At 67.4% G+C, this 19858-nt stretch carries 21 protein-coding genes; 7 read left to right on the top strand and 14 right to left on the bottom strand.

Going from position 1 to position 19858, the window contains the following annotated elements:
* The first annotated feature begins 5 nt into the window (after positions 1 to 5).
* Together RCO27_RS07350 and RCO27_RS07345 are read left to right on the top strand one after the other, a co-directional pair.
* The gene (locus tag RCO27_RS07350) at positions 6 to 1265 is read left to right on the top strand and encodes a DUF445 domain-containing protein (protein ID WP_309002023.1); all 1260 of its coding nucleotides are present in this window, start codon (positions 6 to 8) and stop codon (positions 1263 to 1265) included.
* A gap of 437 nt (positions 1266 to 1702) precedes the next feature.
* On the top strand, positions 1703 to 3049 hold the full coding sequence (locus tag RCO27_RS07345) for an amidohydrolase family protein (RefSeq protein WP_309002022.1): 1347 nt from the start codon (positions 1703 to 1705) through the stop codon (positions 3047 to 3049).
* A 14-nt stretch (positions 3050 to 3063) separates the two neighbouring features.
* Here the strand turns inward: RCO27_RS07345 and murA are convergent, their stop codons facing one another.
* The gene (gene murA, locus RCO27_RS07340; protein ID WP_309002021.1) at positions 3064 to 4347 is read right to left on the bottom strand and encodes a UDP-N-acetylglucosamine 1-carboxyvinyltransferase; all 1284 of its coding nucleotides are present in this window, start codon (positions 4345 to 4347) and stop codon (positions 3064 to 3066) included.
* A gap of 156 nt (positions 4348 to 4503) precedes the next feature.
* Here murA and RCO27_RS07335 point away from each other — a divergent pair, with 156 nt between their 5' ends.
* On the top strand, positions 4504 to 5235 hold the full coding sequence (locus RCO27_RS07335; RefSeq protein WP_309002020.1) for a Crp/Fnr family transcriptional regulator: 732 nt from the start codon (positions 4504 to 4506) through the stop codon (positions 5233 to 5235).
* 7 nt (positions 5236 to 5242) lie between these two features.
* On the opposite strand, the gene clpS is transcribed toward RCO27_RS07335, so the two are convergent.
* Positions 5243 to 5596: an ATP-dependent Clp protease adapter ClpS gene (clpS, locus tag RCO27_RS07330; protein WP_309002019.1), complete on the bottom strand. Its 354-nt coding sequence runs from the start codon at positions 5594 to 5596 to the stop codon at positions 5243 to 5245.
* 181 nt (positions 5597 to 5777) lie between these two features.
* Complete coding sequence (locus RCO27_RS07325; protein ID WP_309002018.1) at positions 5778 to 6227, bottom strand: phasin family protein; 450 nt, start codon at positions 6225 to 6227, stop codon at positions 5778 to 5780.
* Here RCO27_RS07325 and RCO27_RS07320 point away from each other — a divergent pair.
* Positions 6217 to 6696, top strand: a complete 480-nt coding sequence (locus RCO27_RS07320; RefSeq protein WP_309002017.1) for a hypothetical protein — start codon at positions 6217 to 6219, stop codon at positions 6694 to 6696. The two genes, RCO27_RS07325 and RCO27_RS07320, sit on opposite strands and share 11 nt — an antisense overlap.
* Before the next feature lie 125 nt (positions 6697 to 6821).
* On the opposite strand, the gene RCO27_RS07315 is transcribed toward RCO27_RS07320, so the two are convergent.
* The 11 genes from RCO27_RS07315 to rimP form a co-directional block, all read right to left on the bottom strand.
* The gene (locus RCO27_RS07315) at positions 6822 to 7124 is read right to left on the bottom strand and encodes an SEL1-like repeat protein (protein ID WP_309002016.1); all 303 of its coding nucleotides are present in this window, start codon (positions 7122 to 7124) and stop codon (positions 6822 to 6824) included.
* Between the two features lie 74 nt (positions 7125 to 7198).
* The gene (locus RCO27_RS07310) at positions 7199 to 7543 is read right to left on the bottom strand and encodes a hypothetical protein (RefSeq protein ID WP_309002015.1); all 345 of its coding nucleotides are present in this window, start codon (positions 7541 to 7543) and stop codon (positions 7199 to 7201) included.
* 40 nt (positions 7544 to 7583) lie between these two features.
* Positions 7584 to 8144 (bottom strand): GNAT family protein, encoded by a 561-nt coding sequence (locus RCO27_RS07305; RefSeq protein ID WP_309002014.1) that lies wholly within the window; start codon positions 8142 to 8144, stop codon positions 7584 to 7586.
* On the bottom strand, positions 8131 to 8568 hold the full coding sequence (gene rbfA / locus RCO27_RS07300; RefSeq protein ID WP_309002013.1) for a 30S ribosome-binding factor RbfA: 438 nt from the start codon (positions 8566 to 8568) through the stop codon (positions 8131 to 8133). Before rbfA ends, RCO27_RS07305 begins: the two co-directional genes overlap by 14 nt.
* A gap of 216 nt (positions 8569 to 8784) precedes the next feature.
* Positions 8785 to 9216, bottom strand: a complete 432-nt coding sequence (locus tag RCO27_RS07295) for a PaaI family thioesterase (protein ID WP_309002012.1) — start codon at positions 9214 to 9216, stop codon at positions 8785 to 8787.
* A 2-nt stretch (positions 9217 to 9218) separates the two neighbouring features.
* Positions 9219 to 9593, bottom strand: a complete 375-nt coding sequence (locus RCO27_RS07290) for a helix-turn-helix transcriptional regulator (protein WP_309002011.1) — start codon at positions 9591 to 9593, stop codon at positions 9219 to 9221.
* Entirely contained in the window at positions 9590 to 9841 is a 252-nt protein-coding gene (locus RCO27_RS07285; protein ID WP_309002010.1) for a type II toxin-antitoxin system RelE/ParE family toxin, read from the bottom strand. The genes RCO27_RS07290 and RCO27_RS07285 overlap by 4 nt, the downstream gene beginning before the upstream one ends.
* 64 nt (positions 9842 to 9905) lie before the next feature.
* Positions 9906 to 12431 carry a translation initiation factor IF-2 gene (gene infB, locus RCO27_RS07280; RefSeq protein ID WP_309002009.1) on the bottom strand — a complete coding sequence of 842 codons (2526 nt, stop codon included), beginning with the start codon at positions 12429 to 12431 and terminating at the stop codon, positions 9906 to 9908.
* Positions 12432 to 13085: a DUF448 domain-containing protein gene (locus tag RCO27_RS07275; RefSeq protein ID WP_309002126.1), complete on the bottom strand. Its 654-nt coding sequence runs from the start codon at positions 13083 to 13085 to the stop codon at positions 12432 to 12434.
* Positions 13086 to 13260: 175 nt separating this feature from the next.
* A complete protein-coding gene (gene nusA, locus RCO27_RS07270; protein ID WP_309002008.1) occupies positions 13261 to 14901 on the bottom strand; it encodes a transcription termination factor NusA in 1641 nt (546 codons plus the stop codon).
* Between the two features lie 3 nt (positions 14902 to 14904).
* The gene (gene rimP / locus RCO27_RS07265; protein WP_309002007.1) at positions 14905 to 15459 is read right to left on the bottom strand and encodes a ribosome maturation protein RimP; all 555 of its coding nucleotides are present in this window, start codon (positions 15457 to 15459) and stop codon (positions 14905 to 14907) included.
* Positions 15460 to 15745: 286 nt separating this feature from the next.
* Between rimP and RCO27_RS07260 the strand changes: the two genes are divergently transcribed.
* From RCO27_RS07260 to RCO27_RS07250, 3 genes are all read left to right on the top strand, one after another.
* The gene (locus tag RCO27_RS07260) at positions 15746 to 17989 is read left to right on the top strand and encodes an EAL domain-containing protein (RefSeq protein ID WP_309002006.1); all 2244 of its coding nucleotides are present in this window, start codon (positions 15746 to 15748) and stop codon (positions 17987 to 17989) included.
* A gap of 459 nt (positions 17990 to 18448) precedes the next feature.
* Positions 18449 to 19189, top strand: coding sequence for a glutathione S-transferase family protein (locus RCO27_RS07255; RefSeq protein ID WP_309002005.1), 741 nt, complete (start codon positions 18449 to 18451; stop codon positions 19187 to 19189).
* A 15-nt stretch (positions 19190 to 19204) separates the two neighbouring features.
* On the top strand, positions 19205 to 19855 hold the full coding sequence (locus RCO27_RS07250; RefSeq protein ID WP_309002004.1) for a M23 family metallopeptidase: 651 nt from the start codon (positions 19205 to 19207) through the stop codon (positions 19853 to 19855).
* Positions 19856 to 19858 lie beyond the last annotated feature (3 nt).

The raw sequence follows: 19858 nt of genomic DNA, 5'->3' as shown, positions 1-19858 counted from the left end.
ACTCCATGAGCCCGCGTGACCCGCTGCCCTTTCGCGCCCGTCCGGCGCCGAGCGCGCGGGGCATGCGGGCGCTCGCGACCGCGATGCTCGCCGGCATGGCGGCGATCTTCATCGCTGCGACCGGCCTCGTCGATCAGCATCCGGCCTGGGGGTTCGTGCGCGCCTTTGCCGAGGCGGGGCTGGTCGGCGGCATCGCCGACTGGTTCGCGGTGACCGCGCTGTTTCGCCATCCTCTCGGCCTTCCGATCCCGCACACGGCGATCATCCCGCGCAACAAGGACCGGATCGGCGATACGCTCGCCGCCTTCGTCAAGGACAATTTCCTCACCCCCTCGGTCGTCGCGCGGCGGATGCGGCAGGTCGATATCGCCGGCGCCGTCGGCCGCTTTCTCGCCCAGCCGCCGGGCGAGGGGCGCCTGCGCGAGGGCGGCTCGCGCCTCCTCGCTGACATCCTCGAGGCGCTCGACGAGGAGCAGCTGGGCGGCATGGTCAAGGGGGCGATCGTCGCGCGGATGCGGTCGATCGAGGTCGCGCCCTTGCTTGGCCAGACGCTCGAGGCGGCGATGACCGAGGAGCGGCACGTGCCGATGATGGACGGCATCATCACCTGGGCCGGCCGTACGCTCGATGCCAATGAGGACGTGATCCGCGCCATGGTCCACCAGCGGGCCGGCTGGATCCTGAAGCTCGCCGGCCTCGACGACCGGCTCGCCGACGCGATCGTCGACGGCCTCAGGAAGCTCACCATCGACATGGCGGTCGAGCGCGACCATCCGCTCCGCGTCAAGGCGGAGGAAGGGCTCGCGCGGCTCGCCGCCGGCCTCCAGGGCGATCCGGAGATGCAGGCCAAGGTCGAAGACTGGAAGAACGAGATGATCGAGAACAAGGCGGTCGGCGACTGGCTCTCGGGCGTCTGGGAGAACAGCCGCGCCGGCCTGCTCCGCGCCGCCCGCGATCCCGACCGTGCGCTCGCCGGCAAGTTCGGCGAGGCGCTGCGCCAGTTGGGCGGGACGCTGCAGCGCGAGCCGCGCCTCAGGAATGCGATCAACCAGTTCGCCCGCCGCGCCGCCTCCGGGATCGTCGCCTCCTACGGCAGCGACATCGTCAAGCTGGTCTCCGAAACGGTGCGCGGCTGGGATGCGCGCACCGTCTCAGACCGCCTCGAGAACGCGGTCGGCCGGGACCTTCAATATATCCGCATCAACGGCACGCTCGTCGGCGGCCTGGTCGGCGCCGGCATCCATACGATCGAAGTGCTGGCGTGAGCGCGCGCGACGACACGCTCAGGGACATGGCCGCCAATCGTGGCTGCCGGCTGGTCAAATCGCGTATCCGCACGCCCGGGCGCGGCGACTACGGGCGGTACGGGCTCAAGGACGCGAGGACCGGTCGTGAGGTGCTGGGCTTCGGCAAGACGGCCTCGCCGCGACGGATGGGGAGATCGAGGGCCAGCGCGGCCATGGGTCGGGCGCGGTACTGGTGGAAGCCGCCGAGACCGGGCTCCGGGATCGTGGCTGCGGCCTCGTGGAGGTGACCAGTAACCGAAAGCGCGCGCGCGCACCGATTCTACGAGCGTCTCGGCTACGAGCGCACCAGCTATCGCTTCGCCAAGCCGCTCTGAGCGCCATTTTCGCGGGCCGGGGGACTTGAACCGGGCGCCCGGCTGGGCTTTGTTGCGCGCCGAGAACAGGGAGGAATTGCCATGAATGTTGCCCGCCTGCTCGCCGCTGCCGCGGCGCTTGCCCTCGCTGCGCCTGCGGTCGCCCAAACCCCGCCGGCCGCACAGGCCCGGCAGGAGGCGGTCACCGTCATTCACGCCGGCACGCTCCTCGCCGTTCCGGGCCGTCCGCCGCGCCGGGAGGCGAGCATCGTCATCCGCGGCCGCCGCATCGCCGAGATCCGCGACGGCTATGTCGACGTGCCGGGCGCGCGCGTCGTCGACCTGCGCGACTCCTACGTCCTGCCGGGCCTCATCGACATGCACGTCCACCTCGTCGGCCTCGACGACCGCTTCCAGGCGCGCCTGCAGGCCAATCAGCGCGACTATGAGGACGAGGCCTATACGGCGCTGCTCAATGCCCGTCGCACGCTCCTCGCGGGCTTCACCACCGTCCGCGACCTCGGCGCCGAGCCGCGCACGATCACGTCCCTTCGCGACGCGATCAACGCCGGCCAATTCTCGGGGCCGACGATCGTGGCGGCCGGCCGCGGCGTTTCGGTCACCGGCGGCCATGGCGGGGTCAACGGCCTCAACCGCGACCTCACCGAGATCATGCACGCCCGCGCCACCAACATGTGCAATGGCGCCGAAGACTGCCGCCGGGCGGTGCGGGAGCAGATTTCGGCCGGCGCGGACGTGATCAAGTTCGCGGCGACCGGCGGCGTGCTGAGCAACGTCGCGGGCGGCCTCAACCGTCAGATGATGCCGGACGAGATGCGCGCGATCGTCGAGACGGCCCACACCTTCGGCCGACGCGTCGCGGCGCATGCGCACGGTGTCGACGGGGTCAATGCCGCTCTGGAGGCCGGCGTCGATTCGATCGAGCACGGCACCTTCACCAACGACCAGACCTTCGCCCTCTACCGTCGCACCGGCGCCTATTATGTGCCAACCCTGATGGCCCCGGCTGCAGCGCTGGCCGACGGCGCGCGCGGCGCGCTCACTCCGGCGCAATATGACAAGGCCCGCGAGGCCGCCGGCAATGCGACCGAGAGCCTGCGCAGGGCGGTGCGGGAGAACGTGAACATCGCGTTCGGCACGGATTCCGGCGTCAGCCGCCACGGCGACAACGCCCAGGAGTTCGCGCTGATGGTGAATGCCGGCATGACCCCGGCCGCCGCGATCCGTGCCGCGACCGTAGGGGCGGCGACCCTGCTCGGCCGCGCCGACACGATCGGCACGATCGAGCCCGGCAAGGAGGCCGACATCATCGCCGTCGCCGGCGATCCGACCGAGAATGTGCGCCTGCTGGAGACTGTCGGCTTCGTCATGCACCAAGGCCGCGTCCACAAGCTCGGCGGCGAGCGGCAGCTGACCGACGCCGACTGACGGCCGACGGCGGCTCAGCCGTCGCTGACGCGCTCGATATCGGCGCCGACCGCGCTCAGCTTCTCCTCGAGCCGCTCATAGCCGCGGTCGAGATGATAGACGCGATTGACCTGGGTCTCGCCCCGGGCCGCCAGGCCGGCGAGGACCAGGCTCATCGAGGCGCGCAGGTCGGTCGCCATCACCGGCGCGCCGACGAGATGGTCGACGCCCCGCACCACGGCGGAGCGGCCGCGCACCTCGATGTCGGCGCCCATGCGGCTCAGTTCCGGCACATGCATGTAGCGGTTCTCGAAGATCGTCTCGGTCAAGAGGCTGGTGCCGTCGGCGAGCGCGAGCATCGACATGAACTGCGCCTGCATGTCGGTCGGGAAGGCGGGGAAGGGGGCGGTGGAGAGCGACAGCGGCCGGGTCGCGCCGTTGGCGCTCACCCTGATCCCGTTGTCGAGGATCTCGACCTCCCCGCCGGCGTCCTTGAGCCCCGCGAGGATGGCGTGCATCGAATCCTCGCGCGCGTTGGCGAGTTCCAGCGCCCCGCCGGTGATCATCGCCGCGCAGGCGTAGCTGCCCGCCTCGATCCGGTCCGGCATGACCTGGTAGGCGGCGCCGTGCAGCCGGTCCTTGCCGTGAATGGTGAGCGTGTCGGACCTCAGGCCCTCGATCTCGGCGCCCATCGCTATCAGGCACTGGGCGAGATCGGTGATCTCCGGCTCGCGCGCGGCATTCTCGATCACCGTCGTGCCCCTGGCGAGCACGGCGGCCATCAGCGCATTCTCGGTCGCGCCCACCGACACGGTCGGGAAGCTGATCGTGCCGCCGGTCAGGCCGCCCTCGGGCGCCGTCGCCTTCACATAGCCGGCAGCCAGCTCGATCTCGGCGCCCAGCGCCTGCAGCGCCTTGAGGTGCAGGTCGATCGGCCGGTTGCCGATCGCGCAGCCGCCGGGCAGCGACACCGTCGCCTCGCCGGCGCGGGCGAGCAGCGGCCCCAGCACCAGGATCGAGGCGCGCATCTTGCGGACGATGTCGTAGGGCGCGACGGTCGAGGCGATGTCGCTCGCCTTCAGCGTCATCGTCCGGCTGAAGCCGTCGCCCTTGGCGCCCTTGACCATGGTCGAGACGCCGAGCTGGTTGAGGAGGTGCATGAAGCTGTCGACATCGGCGAGCCGCGGCAGGTTCTGCAGCTCCAGGATCTCGTCGGTGAGAAGGGCGCACGGCATCAGCGTCAGCGCCGCATTCTTCGCCCCCGAGATCGCGATCCGGCCGTTGAGCGGGCGGCCGCCCCTGATGATGATCCTGTCCATCAGGGTCGGCGTTTACGCCTTCTCCGCCGCCGTGCAAGCACCCGGAAAAATGCGCGGGGGCCAGACGCACTTAATTTCGATCAGGGCAGAGGCCGCCATTCCTCCATACAAGTCACACGGTTGTCGCAATTTTCTCGGGTTTGGGGGACGCGGTTGTTGGGGGCAGAAGGTCTCGCCGAGCGGTTCGGTAAGCATGCGCGCCTGACCGCCAGCGAGCAGGCCGCGCTCGACCGGTTCGAGGAGCAGCAGCGCAGCTATCGCCGGGGCGCCGTCGTGATCCGCGAGCAGGAGAATGCGCGCGAGCTGTTCGTGGTCCGCTCGGGATGGCTGCATTCCAGTGTCGTACTCGGCAATGGCAGCCGGCAGATCACCCGCTTCCACTTCCCCGGCGACCTCGTCGGCCTGCCTTTGCTCGCCTTTCCGGATTCCCCGGAAACGGTGACGGCCGTCACCGACATTGTCCTGCACCCGTTCGGACGGGAGCGCGTCGGCGCCCTGATCGCAGAGCACCCCCGACTCGGGGCGCTGCTGCTCTCGCTGGCGGTCGCCGATCGCGTCGCCTTCGCCGATCGTATCGCCTCGCTCGGCCGCACGCCCGCGCGCACCCGCGTCGCCGCGCTCCTGTGCGAGATCTACATGCGGATGCGCGGGCTCGGCACGGCCGAGGGCGGCCCGATTCCACTGCCGCTGACGCAGGAGGATATCGGCGACGCGACCGGCCTCACCGCCGTCCACGTCAACCGCATGATGCGCGTGCTGGCCGAGGACAGGATCATCGAGCGCCGCGGCGGCATGTTCCGTGTCCTGGACGAGGCACGCCTCTGCGCCGACGCGGGCTTCCTCGATCGCTCGCCGGTGGAGACGGGCTGGCTGCCGCCGCCGCGGTGAAGCGACCTCAGGCCTTTTCGAGCGTGCACTGCAGCGGGTGCTGATTCTCCCGCGCATAGTCGATCACCTGGGCGACCTTGGTCTCGGCGACCTCATAGGGAAAGATGCCGCAGACGCCGACGCCGCGCTGGTGGACGTGGAGCATCACCCGGGTCGCGTCCTCGAGGTCCATCTTGAAGAAGCTCTGCAGGACGTGGACGACGAACTCCATCGGCGTGTAATCGTCATTCAGCATCAGCACCTTGTAGGGCGAAGGCGTCTTGGTGCGGGTGCGCGTCTTGGTGGCGACGCCAAGGCCGGTGCCCTGATCGCCCTCGTCGATCCGATCGTCGTCGGAAGCCCAAATCCGGATGTCGCTCATGTCCATATCAACGCAATAAATATGGCAGGGTGCCCGCCGCCTGCAAGGGTTTCGGCGGTCGGTTGTCGTCAGTCGACGTAGCGGCGGGAGCTTAACAAGGCGCCAAAACAAAGGGCGGACGCCCCGAATGGGAGCGCCCGCCCTTTTACACGGTCGGCTGTGCCGACCACTCGCGAAAAGCTTACGCCGCGAGGGTCTTCACGCGCTCGGCCGCGACCGAATAGCGGCTGGTGATCGGCTCGGCGACGTCGCCGGCGATCTTCAGGACGGCCTCGCTCACCTTCGCGCTCTCGGCGACGGCGGCGTCGAACGCGCTGCGGGCATAGTCGCTCTGCAGCTTGAAGAAGTCGGTCGCGGTCTTCACCTCGGCGAAGTTCTTGAAGGCCGCCGAAGCGTCCTCGAAGCTCTTGCGGCCGAACTCGGCGGCTTCCTGGCTCAGGGTCTCGACGCCCTTGGCGGCGACCTTCGAGGAGGCGACGATCGCCTCGACATTGCCGCGGGTCAGGTCGGCGAATTCCTCGACGAGCCTGGAACCCTTTTCGAAGGCGGTCTTGGTGCGCTCGTTGATGTCGCCGAACGCATTCTTGAACTGGTCGGCGCCGACGAACGGCGTCTCGGTCTTGGTGGCCATGGTCTTCACTCCTTGTGTGTCGGCGCCGGCGCGAACCGGCGTCAAAGTCTTGTTCACGGCGGCCGCCTTGGCGGCCGGGGCTTTGGCAGCCGCGACCGGCCTGGGGGCCGGAGCGGCTTTCTTGACGGCGGGCGCGGCGCTCTTCGCCGGCACGCTCTTCTTCACGCGTACGGCCGCAGCTTTTACCGGCGGCGGCGCCTTCTGGGTCTTCTCCACAAGAGCCGGAGCCGTCGCAGCCTCGGGCGCGACCTTCGCTTCGACCGGGGCCGCTTCGGCCTTCTCGGCCTTCGCAGGCATCACCGCCGGCGCAGCGTCGGACACGATATCCTCGGCAGGCTTGGCGGCCGGCTCGGCAGCTTTGGTCTCGGCCATCGCAAACGACTCCGTCTTTGTTGCGGTGCAGCAAATAGTGCGGGCGGCGGCGGATTGCAAGCACTTTTTGTGCGCTGCAACATTGCTGTCACAATGAGGATTTTCAATGGCTTAGGAGGCAAGATCGTATACGATCTACCTTATCTTCTCACGCGCGCAATACGCCCGTGCAGAACGCAGCGTGCTGGTGTTCTGGTCGAAGAAGAGACGAGAGATCGACGCTCAGGCGACGTGACGGATCGGCGTGAAATCGGCGAGCCAGGCGCGGGCCTGGCGTTGCGCTTCGGCGATCTCGCGCGCAGTCATCTCCTCGGCGATGTCGGCGCGGCATTCCTGTGCCAGCGTGCTGCCGTTCAAGGCGGCGAGGTTGAACCACTTATGCGCTTCGATGAGATCGACCATGATGCCGCCGCTGCCGGTCGAATAGGCGACCCCGAGTTCGTAGAGCGCCTGGATGTCGCCCCCCGCGGCATCGGCGATGCGGCTTTCGACGAGGAAGGCCGCGGATTTCGCACTGTGACCCATATGACATGCCCCCAACCTGCGTGTCCGGGACCATGTCTGCGGCAGCACTCCCCAACAAATGGTTAACGTCGCGATCAGGATGTCGGCGGCGGGGGCGCGGATTGCGTGACGCTTTCGAGCGGGCAGCGCCAGCCTTCGACCCGGATCGCGCCGAAGCGGTCGAGATCGCCCTGCGGCGTCGTTTCGAAGGCGAGCGGCGCGGTCGGCCTCAGCCGGGCGCAGGTGCCACGCGTACGCGCATAATACCACTGACCGGTGTCGGCACGGACATACACGCCCCGATCATCACGCACGACGGCTTCCAGGAAGCTGCGCATGCGCGGAATCCGGGTTTCCTCGGTCTGACCGGGAGCTGGTTCCGCCGCAAGGAGCGGAGCGGCGCCGATCAGGGCGGCAGCGAGCGTGACGGCTTTCATCATCTTCCTCGTCTCCCTTCTGCGAGGGGCGGCTCCTGCCATGTCAGCGATGAACCGACGCTGAGCGCGGCCATTCCACCGCGAGGATCGAGAAGAGCACGGTGTCGCGGACATGGCCGTTCCAGGTGATCCGGTCGGCGCGGATCACGCCCTCGCGCACGCCGCCGATCTTGGCCATCGCCGCCTGGGATCGGCCGTTGCGCGCATCGACGCGGAACTCGATCCGGCGAAAGCCGCAGTCGATCGCCCGGCCGATCATCAGGTCCTTGACCCGGCCGTTGAAGCCGGTGCCGCGCATCGCCGGCACATAATAGGTGCAGCCGATCTCCAGCACGCCGCGGTGCGTATCGATTCCGAGGAAGCTCGACATGCCGGCCAGCGCATCCTCCCTGAACAGGGCGAAGGTACGCCAGTCCGGGCGACCGCGGATGAAATCGAAGCTTGCGTCGAACCGGTCCGGCGCAAAGGACATGGAATAGATCTGCCAGATGTCGAGGTCCTCAGCGCAGGCGGCCTTGAGCGCGCCGCGGTGCGCCTCCGTCGCCAGCTCCGCACGCACCTCGCCGTCCTGCATCGGCGCGTCCAGCGCGTCAGTCCCGATCATCGTCGCCGTCAGCTTCGCCGTCAATTTCGCCGTCAGTTTCCAAATCCCGCGCCACCTGCGGCGAGCGCAGCAGCGTGTCGATATGGCTGCCCTCGTCGAAGCTCTCGTCGAGCAGGAACTTGAGGCGCGCGGCATATTTGGTGTTCACCCGCCGGGCGACCTCGCTCTGGAGATAGGCGGTGTTGGTCCTCAGCGCCTTCAGCACCGCCTCGGCATCGCCGCCGAGCAGCGGCATGACGAAGGCGGTGGCGTGCCTCAGGTCCGGCGACATGCGCACCTCGGTGATCGAGACGCTGTGGCTGACGAGCGTCGCGTCATGCACGTCGCCGCGCATCAGGATGTCGGAAAGCGCATGGCGGACCTGCTCGCCGACGCGCAGCAGCCGCACCGAGCGGCCTTCGGGGGTTTCGTTGTGCCGTGCCATCTGTCTGTTCTTGGGGCGCGATATGCCCAATGACGGAAGGAAACTACTTCTTCTCGTAGCCGCCCTTGTCGGGAATCGGCTGGCCCTTCTCGTCCAGCGGCTGACCTTTCTCGTCGACCGGCGGCTTGCCACCCTTCTCGTCACTCATGCTACGACTCCTTCCCCGATAGGAGACGCAGCCTAGCTCGATCGCGAGGGCGCGACAACGTCCCCGGCTCAGCGCCCATTCGTCGCCATCTCGCCCTTCATCGCCCGGGCTGTGAAGGTGCCGCGGGCGACGAGATCGCCGTCCTGGTCGAACAGTTCCGCTTCGGTGAAGACGATCGTCCGGCCGGCATTGACGACGCGGCCCTTGCCGACGAAACGGCCGGGCCGTGCCGGCTTGATGAAGGAGATGGTGAAATCGATCGTCGGCGCATAGACGGTGCCGCCGGTCATCGCGAACAGCGCCGGGCCCTGCGTGTCGTCGAGCATGGCGGCGAGGAACCCGCCCTGCACCGTCCCCGCCGGATTCACGAACCGCGCGTCGACGATGAAGCCGATCTCGATCGTCCCCGCGGCGACATCCACGTCGCGCAGCGTCCAGCCGAGCAGTTTCGATCCTTCGGGCAGCGGGAAGCTGTCGAAGACGGACTTTGGGGCAGTCACGGTCAGGCGTCCGCCAGAATGTCGTCCACGGCAACGTCCAGCGTTCGCGCGAGCGCGCGCCAGAGCGGCATCGTGCCCTGCGCTTTCCCATTCTCGATTTCCGACAGGTTCGATTTGACCGTGCCGACGGCCTTGGCGAGCGCCGCTAGGGTCATGCCCCGATACTGGCGCCAGACGCGCAAGGGGCTTTCTCCGTTCAGGATGCGATCGATCATCTCGGCGGGCAGATATTCCTCCCCCGCCAGGCGGCGCTGCTCGGCCTGCTCGGCCGCTGCGCTGTCGGCCCTGTCCTCGGCAATATCCAGCAGCCGAGCATAGTCTTCGACCGGTAGCACAGCCATCTTCCGACCCGCGATCTCGACAATCTGTGCGGTCATTCCGTCACCTCATAAACCGATCCACGCGGCGCGATATCGTCGATCCAGAGCACATCATTGTCGATCCGGAAGATCACTCGCCAGTCCTGCACACGCAATCGGCATTCAACCCGTCCCTGCAGCCGCTTCACGTTCGCGCCCATCGACCCCGGATCCGCCGCCAGTTCACCGATCTTCTGCCGGATCAGCGTGCGCTTGTTGGACCGGACAAGCGCTTTCGCCGCCGATTTGGAAAATCGGATGTCCATCGAAGCGTGTTTAGCATTCTCCGAACCTTTCCGCTATAGAAAGTTCGGATATTCCGAACTCGCCCTATAGCGTGCGTTCGCGCTCCTCGATCTCGAACGTCTCGAGCATGTCACCCGGCTTGATGTCGGTGTGGCTCTCGAAGGTGACGCCGCACTCGAGGCCCGCGCGAACCTCGGGCACGTCGTCCTTGAAGCGCCGGAGCGAGGCGATCGATCCGTTGTAGATGATCACGTCGTCGCGCATGATGCGCGCCTTCAGCGCCTTGCGGATGAAGCCTTCGGTGACCAGCAGGCCCGCCGCCTTGCCGTGCTTTCCGGCAGAGAAGACCTCGCGGATCTCGGCGCGGCCGACGACATTCTCGATGATCAGCGGACCGATCTTGCCGGCCATCGCCGCCTTCACCGCGTCGGTGAGATCGTAGATGACATCGTAATATTGCATGGCGACGCCGTTGCGCTCGGCGATCTCGCGCGCCTTCGCATTGGCGCGGACGTTGAAGCCGATGATCGGCGCGCCCGAGGCGGCGGCGATATTGACGTCGCTTTCCGTGATGCCGCCGACGCCGGCGTGAAGCACACGCGCCTTGATGTCGTCGTTCGAGATCTTGTTGACCGCCGCGACGATCGCCTCGACCGAGCCCTGCACGTCGCCCTTGATCACCAGCGGGAATTCGACCGCCTGCTTCTCCTTCAATGCGGAGAACATCGTGTCGAAGCTGGCCGGCGCCGAAGTGGTGCGCTTGCGGTCGATCACGCCCTGACGATAGGCCGCGACTTCGCGGGCGCGTGCCTCATTCTCGACGACGGTCAGCGTGTCGCCGGCCGACGGCACGCCGCTGAGGCCCAGCACCTCGACCGGAACGCTCGGACCCGCTTCCCTCACCTGGCGGCCATGATCGTCGATCATCGCGCGGACCTTGCCCGAGATCGGGCCGGCCACGAAGATGTCGCCGACGCGCAGCGTGCCGCGCTGGACGAGCACGGTCGCGAGCGGGCCGCGGCCCTTGTCGAGCTTGGCCTCGACCACCGCGCCTTCGGCGGCACGGTCGGGATTGGCCTTCAATTCCAGGATCTCGGCCTGGAGCGCGATCGCCTCCAGCAGCTTGTCGAGATTGGTCTTCTTGAGCGCCGAAACCTCGACGTCCTGCACGTCGCCGCCCATGTCCTCGACGACGATCTCGTGCTGGAGCAGCTCCTCGCGCACCTTCTGGGCATTGGCGCCGGGCTTGTCGATCTTGTTGATCGCCACGATCATCGGCACGCCGGCCGCCTTGGTGTGGTTGATCGCCTCGATCGTCTGCGGCTTCAGGCCATCGTCGGCCGCCACCACCAGGATGACGATGTCGGTAACGTGGGCGCCCCGCGCGCGCATCTCGGTGAACGCCTCGTGGCCCGGCGTGTCGAGGAAGGTGATCTTCGACTTGTCGGCCAGGGTCACCTGATAAGCGCCGATATGCTGGGTGATGCCACCGGATTCCCCGGCAACGACATTGGCGCCACGGATCGCATCGAGCAGCGAGGTCTTGCCGTGATCGACGTGGCCCATGATCGTGACCACCGGCGGACGCGGCTGCAGCGTCTCCGCCGCGTCGACGTCGGTCTCGGTCTGGATGTCGACGTCGCTGTCGCTGACGCGCTTGATGTTGTGGCCGAACTCGGTGACGAGCAGCTCGGCGGTGTCCTGGTCGATCGTCTGGTTGACGGTGACGACCACGCCCATCTTGAACAGCGCCTTCACCAGATCGGCGCCGCGCTCGGCCATGCGGTTGGCGAGCTCGCCGACGGTGATGTTCTCCGGCACCACGACGTCGCGGATCTGCTTGGCGGCAGGGCCCGACTGCATATGGGCGCGCTTTTCCTTCTCGCGGGCGCGCTTCAGCGCGGCGAGGGAACGGGCGCGGGCATCGCCGCTGTCGTCGAGGGCGCGGGTGACGGTGAGCTTGCCGCGCTCGCGGCGATGGTCGTCGCGGCCGCGTGCCGGACGGGCCGGCTCTGGCCGCTTCACCGGGGTGAACGCCTGGCGCGGCGGGCGGGGCTGGCCCGGGCGCGGCGCTTCTGCGGTCTCTTCCGCTGCGGTAGGCTGGGACGCCGTTTCCTCGACCGCCCTGACGGTCTCCTCGACGGCGCGACGGGCCTCTTCCTCGGCCTTCAGCCGCACCTCTTCCTCGGCGCGGCGATTGTCCTCGGCGCGCTTCTTCTCCTCCTCGGTCGCGGCCCTGGCCTGCTTGTCCTCGCGGCGGCGCGCCTCCTCGAGCGAGGCGAGACGGGCCTCCTCGGCCTCGCGCAACAGCCGCTCCTGCAGCTCTTTGCGCGTCTGCACGGAATCGACCGGGCGCGGCTGGGCGGGCTTGGGCGCAGGGGCGGGCTCGGGCGCGCGCGCGGCCGGGGCGGGCGTCGGCGCAACCGGCTCGGGAGCCGGCGTGGCCTCTTCGCCCGGGCGGCCCAGGATGCGGCGCTTCTTCACCTCCACCACGACGGTGTTCGAGCGGCCGTGGCTGAAGCTCTGCTTCACCTTGCCGGTCTCGACCGTCCGCTTGAGGCCCAATGGCGCCCGCGCTCCCAGCTTCGGTTTGTCCGTCGAATCGCTCACTTAGTTTCCTTTGCCCACATCCATTACAGGCGCACCCGGCGCCTTCGCCGACGCGGCGCTTAGCCCAGCATCACGTCCGATAAAAGCGTGCCACCGCTCGATCGCATGCGAGACGCGCGCGGCAGCTGCCCGGTCAACGAGAGCGATATGTACCACATTCTCGCGACCGAGCGCCAACGACAATATGGCCCTTCCCACCGGCAAAACCAAGCCCCGCCGGCCACTTCCCTCGGCATCGGAGCCGACCCGCCAGGCCTGGTCGAGCTTGCGATTGCCCTCCTCGCCCGCATCTTCGGCATGGAGCAGCAGCTGCACCGTGCCGCGCCGCGCCGCGGTCTCGATCTTCTCCGATCCGGTGAGGAGGTTGCCGGCGCGCGCCTCGAGCCCGAGCCGGTCGAGCATCGTCTGCCGGAGCGCCGCCTCGATCCGCGCGCCCAGATCCTCGGGCACGCGCACCTCGCCGGTCTTGAATGCCCGGACCAGCGCGCCCTTGAGCCTGCCCTTGGCCTGTGCCGCCTCCAGCGCGCTGCGATCGACGCCGATCCAGGCGCCGCGCCCGGGGGCGCGCGCGCGGACGTCCGGCGCCACCTCGCCATCCGGGGACAAGGCCAGCCGGATCAGATCACCCCGCGCCCCGGCCTCCCGGGTCAGGATGCAGGTGCGTTCCGGCGTATGAGGACCGTGCTCCCGCGAAGGCGGGAGCCCAGACGCTTGTTTGTCCTGGCCCCCATCGAGGAGGTCGCCCTGTCCCCCGGACAGGGCTGTGGATGCCCGGGGGGCATCCACACCTCTCGATTTCGCCGGGGTTCGCGGCTGACGGGTCAGCCGCTCATTGGGGAGTTTCCGCAACCGCGTCCTCCCCGATAGTCTCTGGTCCTTCATCCTCGAACCAGTGCGCGCGCGCCGCCATGATGATCTCGTTGCCCTGCTCTTCGGTCAGGCCATATTCGCCGAGCACGCCGCCCTTGTCCTCGGGCCGGTTGTTCGGCTCGCGCTGGCGGCGCTGCTCGGGCCGCTTCTTCTGGATGAGCTCGTCGGTGGCGAGATCGGCGAGATCGTCGAGCGTGCGGATGTTCGCCTTGCCGAGCGTCACCAGCATCGCCTCGGTGAGATAGGGCATCTCGGCCAGCGCATCCTCGACGCCTAGGGACCGGCGCTCCTCGCGCGCCGCCGCCTCGCGCCGCTCCAGCGCCTCGGCGGCGCGGTTCTGCAGCTCGGCGGCGAGCTCTTCGTCGAAGCCCTCGATCGCCGACAGCTCCTCGGCCTCGACATAGGCGACCTCTTCCAGCGCCCCGAAGCCCTCGGCGACGAGCAGCTGGGCGAGCGTCTCGTCGACATCCAGCTCGTTCTGGAACATCTCGGAGCGCTCGATGAACTCGCGCTGGCGCTTCTCGCTCGAATCCGCCTCGGTCATGATGTCGATCGCCGATCCGGTGAGCTGGCTGGCGAGGCGGACGTTCTGGCCGCGCCGGCCGATCGCGAGGCTGAGCTGGTCGTCGGGCACCACCACCTCGATCCGGCTCTCCTCCTCGTCGATGACGACACGGGCGACGGTGGCCGGCTGCAGCGCGTTGACGATGAAGGTCGCGGTGTCCTCGCTCCACGGGATGATGTCGATCTTCTCGCCCTGCAGCTCTTGGACGACGGCCTGCACGCGCGAGCCCTTCATGCCGACGCAGGCGCCGACCGGATCAATCGAGCTGTCGTGGCTGATCACGCCGATCTTGGCCCGGCTGCCCGGATCGCGCGCGGCCGCCTTGATCTCGATGATGCCGTCGTAGATTTCGGGGACTTCCTGCGCGAACAGCTTCTTCATGAACTCAGGATGGGCGCGCGACAGAAAGATCTGCGGCCCCCGGTTCTCGCGGCGGACGTTGAGGATGATCGAGCGCACCCGATCGCCAACGCGCAGCAGTTCGCGGGGGATCTGCTGGTCGCGGCGGATCACACCCTCGGCGCGGCCCAGATCGACGACGACATGGCCGAACTCGACGCGCTTGACGACGCCGGTGATGATCTCGTTCGCCCGGTCCTTGAACTCCTCATATTGCCGCTCGCGCTCGGCGTCGCGGACCTTCTGGAAGATGACCTGCTTGGCGGCCTGCGCGGCGATGCGGCCGAACTCGATCGGGGGGAGCGGGTCGACGATGAAGTCACCCAGCTGCGCGTCCTTCTGGAGCTTCGCCGCGTCCTCCAGGTTCACCTGCTTGAAATAGTCGTCGACCTCCTCGACCACCTCGACGACGCGCCACAGGCGCAGATCGCCGCTGTTCGGGTCGAGCTTGGCGCGGATGTCGTTCTCGGCGCCGTAGCGGGCACGGGCGGCGCGCTGGATCGCATCCTCCATCGCCTCGATGACGATCGTGCGGTCGATGAGCTTCTCGCGCGCGACGGCGTCGGCGATCGCGAGCAGCTCGGCCTTGTTGGCGGAAACGGCGCCGGGGGCGTTCCCGGCTTCGGCGGTGGCCATGATCTAGTCCTGTCCTTCTTCTTCGGTCTGTTCGATGGTGTCCGCGCCGTCCGCGCTGATCGGCGCGGTCGCGGCGAGGAGCCGGTCGGTGAAAAGCAGCTTGGCGGAATGGACCGCGGCGAACGGCACGCGCCGTTCGCCGAGGCCATCGACGCGGATCAGCACCTCTTCGCCATCGGCGCCGATCAGATCGCCGCTATATTGCTTGCGGCCCTCGATCTTCTCGGTGAGGTTGAGCCGCGCTTCATGCCCGGCCCAGTCGTCGAAATCCTTCATCCGGGTCAGCGGCCGGTCGATCCCGGGCGAGCTGACCTCGAGCCGGTAGCCGCCTTCGATCGGATCCTCGCCACGGGCTTCCAGCGCGTCGAGCGCGTCGGACAGCCGCCGCGACAGCCGCTCGCAATCGGCGAGATCGAGCTGGCGCGTGTCCGGCCGCTCGGCCATCACCTGCAGCGTGGGATCGTCCTTGCCGCCGATCATCATCACGCGCACCAGCGCCAGCCCCTCGGCTTGCACCTCGGGCTCGATGATCCGGGTCAGCTCGGCGATGTCCGCCATGCACGCTCCAACGGCTAAAGCTCGCCCGTGCCGACCCCGTCCGGGGCCAGCCTCAACAGCGTCACCGATGTCGAGAAAGGCATGCGCTATATAGGGAAGGGGCGGGGAGCGGGCAAGCGCAGAGTCGCGCCATGGCGATGTTTACCCTTTCTTAAGGTTAAAGCCGCATTGAGATGGATGAATTCGGTAAGGTTTTGCTGCTAGATTCCACATGCACCGAAATTCGGCTGGATCGCTGCCATTGAACGTGACGCCGCCTCGCAAGAAACCCTGGAAAGCGCTGATCGTGGCGCTTGTGGTGGGACTCATCTTCGGCGTCGCCCAGGCGGGCAAGCCGATCGAGAACTGGATGCAGATCGCGCGCAACAAGCTGCGCAGCCATCCGGCGAGCGGTGAGATCGTCCTGGTCGCGATCGACGACCGCAGCCTCACCGAGGTTGGAGCGGTTCCCTGGAATGGCAGTCTGCTGGCCGATCTGATCCGTCGGATCGACGCGGCCGGCGCACGCAATATCCATCTCGATGACGAACTGCGGGCGCTCGGATCGCCAGCCCAGGCCAGCCAGCTGGAAGCGACGTTGGCGCAGTCGCGGGCGAACATTCTGTTGCCGTCCAGATTCTCCGTCGATCCGGTCTCCGGCACGCGAACCGACTATCGTCCCGTGGACCGCTTCGCCCGTCACGCGCAGGTCGTGAACACCAATCTGTGGCTCGAATGGGATGATGCCGTCTGGAGTCATCCCTACGCCGTCCCTGATGGCTCCGGTACGATGCTCTCGCTGGGAAGCGTATTGGGTGGCGTAAACCGGCCTGCGGCCGAACTGTTCCCGATCGACTACGGGATCGACATCCAGACGATTCCGACGGTGAGCGCCAGCGACATTCTTTTCGATCGCTACAGATCGGCATCGATCGCAGACAAGGACATCGTGATCGCGCGGACGGATACGACCGCGACCCGCCAGCGGGTTCCCGGCTTCCGCCCCGTGCCGGTCATCCTTTTCCATATCGTCGCCGCGGAGACATTGCGCTCCGGAATCCCGATGAATCTCGGGTGGGCTGTGCCCTTTGGTGTGGCGCTGCTGGTGTCCGGCGTCGCGCTCTACACCCGGCGGCGTGTGATCGCCGGAAGTGTGCTCGCTGTGGCGACCGGCGGCGCAATTGCCGCTCCGATTCTGCTGGAAGCGCATCACATCTATGTGCAGGTCGTGCCCGCTCTGGCGGTGCTTGTCGCGGCAGCGCTGATCCGCCTCACCGCGAGCCTGAAGCGGTCATACAACGCACGCGGCACGACCAATCTGGTGACCGGCATGCCCAACCTGCAGGCGCTCCGCCAGGCCGGATCGAAGTCCGGGGTGGTGATCGCAGCGCGGATCAACAACTACGCCCAGATCACCATGACCCTCCCGCCGCAGCATGAGAAGGAGCTGGTCGAGCAGATCGTCGGGCGCCTCGAATTCGGCGCCACCGGGGCCGACATCTTTCAGGCTGACGAAGGCATCTTCGTGTGGACCTCCCGGATCGGGATCGAGGATGGTCTCATCCAGCAGCTCGAGGGCCTGCAGGGTCTCTTCCGCAGCCCGGTCGTTGTCTCGGGCCGTCTCATCGACCTGACGGTGACGTTCGGGCTCGATCCCGACGGCTCACGGCCGCTGGTGCAGCGGGTGTCGAGCGCGCTGGTCGCCGCTGACGAGGCCGCGCGTGACGGCAAGAGGTGGGCCAGCTTCAATCCGGCCAGCGTCGAGGACGCCGATTGGGAAATGTCTCTCCTGGCACGGCTCGATCATGCGATCGATCATGGCGAGATCTGGATCGCCTACCAGCCGAAAAAGGATTGCCGGTCCGGGCAGCTGATCGGCGCCGAGGCGCTGGTCCGCTGGACGCATCCCGAGAAGGGCGCGATCTACCCCGATCAGTTCATCGGCGCGGCCGAACAGGGTGGGCGGATCGAGCGGCTCACCTATCACGTGCTCGATCAGGCGCTCGCCGGCGCGGCCGCGATTAATCGCCGCAAGCATCGCTTCAACGTCGCGGTCAATCTTTCTGTGCTGCTGCTGGACAGCAAGCGGCTGGTGTCCACCGTCGAGACCCTGCTTCAGAAGCATGGGGTCGATCCCGCCTCCCTGACGCTGGAGGTGACCGAAACCTCCACACTCGGCAGTGCCGCGACCCAGATCGCCAATCTCGAGCGGCTGAGCGCCATGGGGATCCAGCTCTCGATCGACGATTATGGCACCGGCTTCTCAACCCTGGAATATTTGCGGCGCATTCCGGCTTCGGAGATCAAGATCGATCGCAGCTTCATCAGCATGCTGGACAGCTCGCAAAGCGACCGCATCATGGTGAACTCGACGATCCAGCTTGCCCATTCGCTGGGCCGCAAGGTGGTTGCCGAGGGCGTCGAGAGCGAGGCGATCCTGACCGAGCTGAAGCGCATGCACTGCGACATCGCGCAGGGTTATCATGTCGGCCGGCCAATGCCGTTCGCCGACCTCCTCGAGCAACTGGGCCTGGCCGAACGCGCAGCCTGATCGGGACTTCCGGCCTGGGCGTTTGAGCCGGCGCGCAACCGCGCGACCGGGGCTCCCCGCTTTTCCGATTCGGTGAATCGCGCGCTTCGATTCGCGAGCTCACACCCCTTGCGTGCCCGCGCCTTTCACCCCTCGGCCGCTCTCATCTTTGCCGCATAGTCAGCCGATTCAATGAGTTACGGCTTCGAAACGGTTTATGGCTTGTTAACCCTAACAAAAGAGGTTAATGCTAGGGCTCGGCCAAGTTTGTTTTGACTAGAGCTCTAGGGAGATCACCATGTGGGATTGGCTTTTCGGCGGTGGCTACTGGGCCTAAACGGTCCGCCGCAAATGTAAAAAGCCCCGTTTCGGCGGGGCTTTTTCTTTTGGATGTGGTGGTTCGTCGGCCGACGCCGAGGCGTTGCGAGCCGGGCCCCGGGCGTGCGAAAAGGGTGTCACCTTCCCGAACCCGGACATCCAATGAAGATCATCGGCAGCTACGTCTCCCCCTATGTCCGCAAGGTGCTCGCCTGCATGGCGCTCAAGGGGATCGACGACTATGAGATCGATCCGATCACGCCCTTTTTCGGCGGCGACGAATTCCAGCGCCTCTCGCCGCTGCGGCGCATCCCGATCCTGATTCACGGCGATCTGGTGCTCACCGACTCCTCGGTGATCTGCGCGTATATCGACGAGGCTTTCCCCGGCCATCCGCTGCTCCCCGCCGGCCCGGCGGACCGGGCCCGCGCCCGCTGGCTGGAGGAATATGCCGACACCCGGCTCGGCGACCTGTGCATCTGGAGCCTGTTCTACCAGAAGGTGGTCGGTCCGCTGGTGTTCGGCGAGCCCGGCGACCCTGCCCGGGTGGAGAAAGCACTGAGCGAAGGACTACCCGGCGCGCTCGACTATCTCGAAGGCCTCGCGCCGGACGACGGCTTCCTGTTCGGCGAGATCGGCCTCGCCGACATTTCGATCGCGAGCTTCTTCCGCAATGCCGGCTATGCCGGCTTCGAGATCGACGCCGGCCGCTGGCCGCGTGCCGGCGGCCTCATCGCGCGCTTGCTTGCCCATGACTGCTTCGCCCGCTTCCTGCCCTTCGAGCAGGCGCAGCTCAGCACCAATCCGCAGGGGCGCCGCCAGGCGCTCCTCGCCGCCGGTGCCCCGCTCACCGCCGACACTCTCGGGACCCGCGAGCCGCGCCGCGGCGTCATGGCACTCTAGCAGACAGGTTTCCTGATGATGGTTCGGTCGATCTTCTCGCACGTCCGCACATTCGTGCTTCTGCCCGGCCTGTTCCTTGCCGTCCCGTGCGATGCGCAAACGCCGGCCGCGTCCATCCCGGCGAGTCAGGGCTTCTATCGCCTCCCCTATGCGGATGGCACGACGCTCGAGGTGTTCGACGACGTCGAGAGCCACCGTCCCGTCGGCCGCACCGATCTCTTCGCCGTCGACGGCCAACGCCCCTATCGCGTCGTCGCGGCGGCGGCGGGCCGGATCATGGCGATCCAGGACGGCTACAGCGAACAGCAGTCCGGGCGCGCCGCGCGCGAATGCCGCAACAACTTCGTCTGGATCGCCCATCCGAATGGTGAATGGACGAACTATTCCCACCTGGCCCACGGCACGGTGACCGGCCGGGCCGGATTGAAGGTCGGCGACGAGGTCCAAGCCGGCACCTGGCTCGGCGACGAGGGAACGGTCGGCTGCTCGATGCTGGACCATGTCCATTTCGAGGTCGCGGTGCCGCGTCGGGACGACCCGATCGACGCCGGCGGCTTCCTGAACGACAATGCCGATGGCGCACGGCTGCGCCGCCCGCGCTTCTGCGGCGTCGAAGGAGAGGCCGTGAGAAAAGGCGAGCGCCATCGCGCCGGATCCTGCCGATAGCCT

This window comes from Sphingosinicella sp. LHD-64 (assembly GCF_031157375.1).
In the GTDB taxonomy this organism is placed as follows: domain Bacteria; phylum Pseudomonadota; class Alphaproteobacteria; order Sphingomonadales; family Sphingomonadaceae; genus Allosphingosinicella.
This window is presented reverse-complemented; position numbering and strand designations above follow the sequence as displayed.

Bases quoted from the DNA above. Each gene is read 5' to 3' on its own strand.
- RCO27_RS07350 (WP_309002023.1), top strand. From the start codon at position 6: ATGAGCCCGCGTGACCCGCTGCCCTTTCGCGCCCGTCCGGCGCCGAGC.
- murA (WP_309002021.1), bottom strand. From the start codon at position 4,347: ATGGACAGGATCATCATCAGGGGCGGCCGCCCGCTCAACGGCCGGATC.
- clpS (WP_309002019.1), bottom strand. From the start codon at position 5,596: ATGAGCGACATCCGGATTTGGGCTTCCGACGACGATCGGATCGACGAG.
- RCO27_RS07290 (WP_309002011.1), bottom strand. From the start codon at position 9,593: ATGACCGCACAGATTGTCGAGATCGCGGGTCGGAAGATGGCTGTGCTA.
- RCO27_RS07315 (WP_309002016.1), bottom strand. From the start codon at position 7,124: ATGGGTCACAGTGCGAAATCCGCGGCCTTCCTCGTCGAAAGCCGCATC.
- rimP (WP_309002007.1), bottom strand. From the start codon at position 15,459: ATGGCGGACATCGCCGAGCTGACCCGGATCATCGAGCCCGAGGTGCAA.
- rbfA (WP_309002013.1), bottom strand. From the start codon at position 8,568: ATGGCACGGCACAACGAAACCCCCGAAGGCCGCTCGGTGCGGCTGCTG.
- RCO27_RS07310 (WP_309002015.1), bottom strand. From the start codon at position 7,543: ATGATGAAAGCCGTCACGCTCGCTGCCGCCCTGATCGGCGCCGCTCCG.
- RCO27_RS07325 (WP_309002018.1), bottom strand. From the start codon at position 6,227: ATGGCCACCAAGACCGAGACGCCGTTCGTCGGCGCCGACCAGTTCAAG.
- RCO27_RS07305 (WP_309002014.1), bottom strand. From the start codon at position 8,144: ATGATCGGGACTGACGCGCTGGACGCGCCGATGCAGGACGGCGAGGTG.
- nusA (WP_309002008.1), bottom strand. From the start codon at position 14,901: ATGGCCACCGCCGAAGCCGGGAACGCCCCCGGCGCCGTTTCCGCCAAC.
- RCO27_RS07285 (WP_309002010.1), bottom strand. From the start codon at position 9,841: ATGGACATCCGATTTTCCAAATCGGCGGCGAAAGCGCTTGTCCGGTCC.
- RCO27_RS07250 (WP_309002004.1), top strand. From the start codon at position 19,205: ATGATGGTTCGGTCGATCTTCTCGCACGTCCGCACATTCGTGCTTCTG.
- RCO27_RS07345 (WP_309002022.1), top strand. From the start codon at position 1,703: ATGAATGTTGCCCGCCTGCTCGCCGCTGCCGCGGCGCTTGCCCTCGCT.
- RCO27_RS07255 (WP_309002005.1), top strand. From the start codon at position 18,449: ATGAAGATCATCGGCAGCTACGTCTCCCCCTATGTCCGCAAGGTGCTC.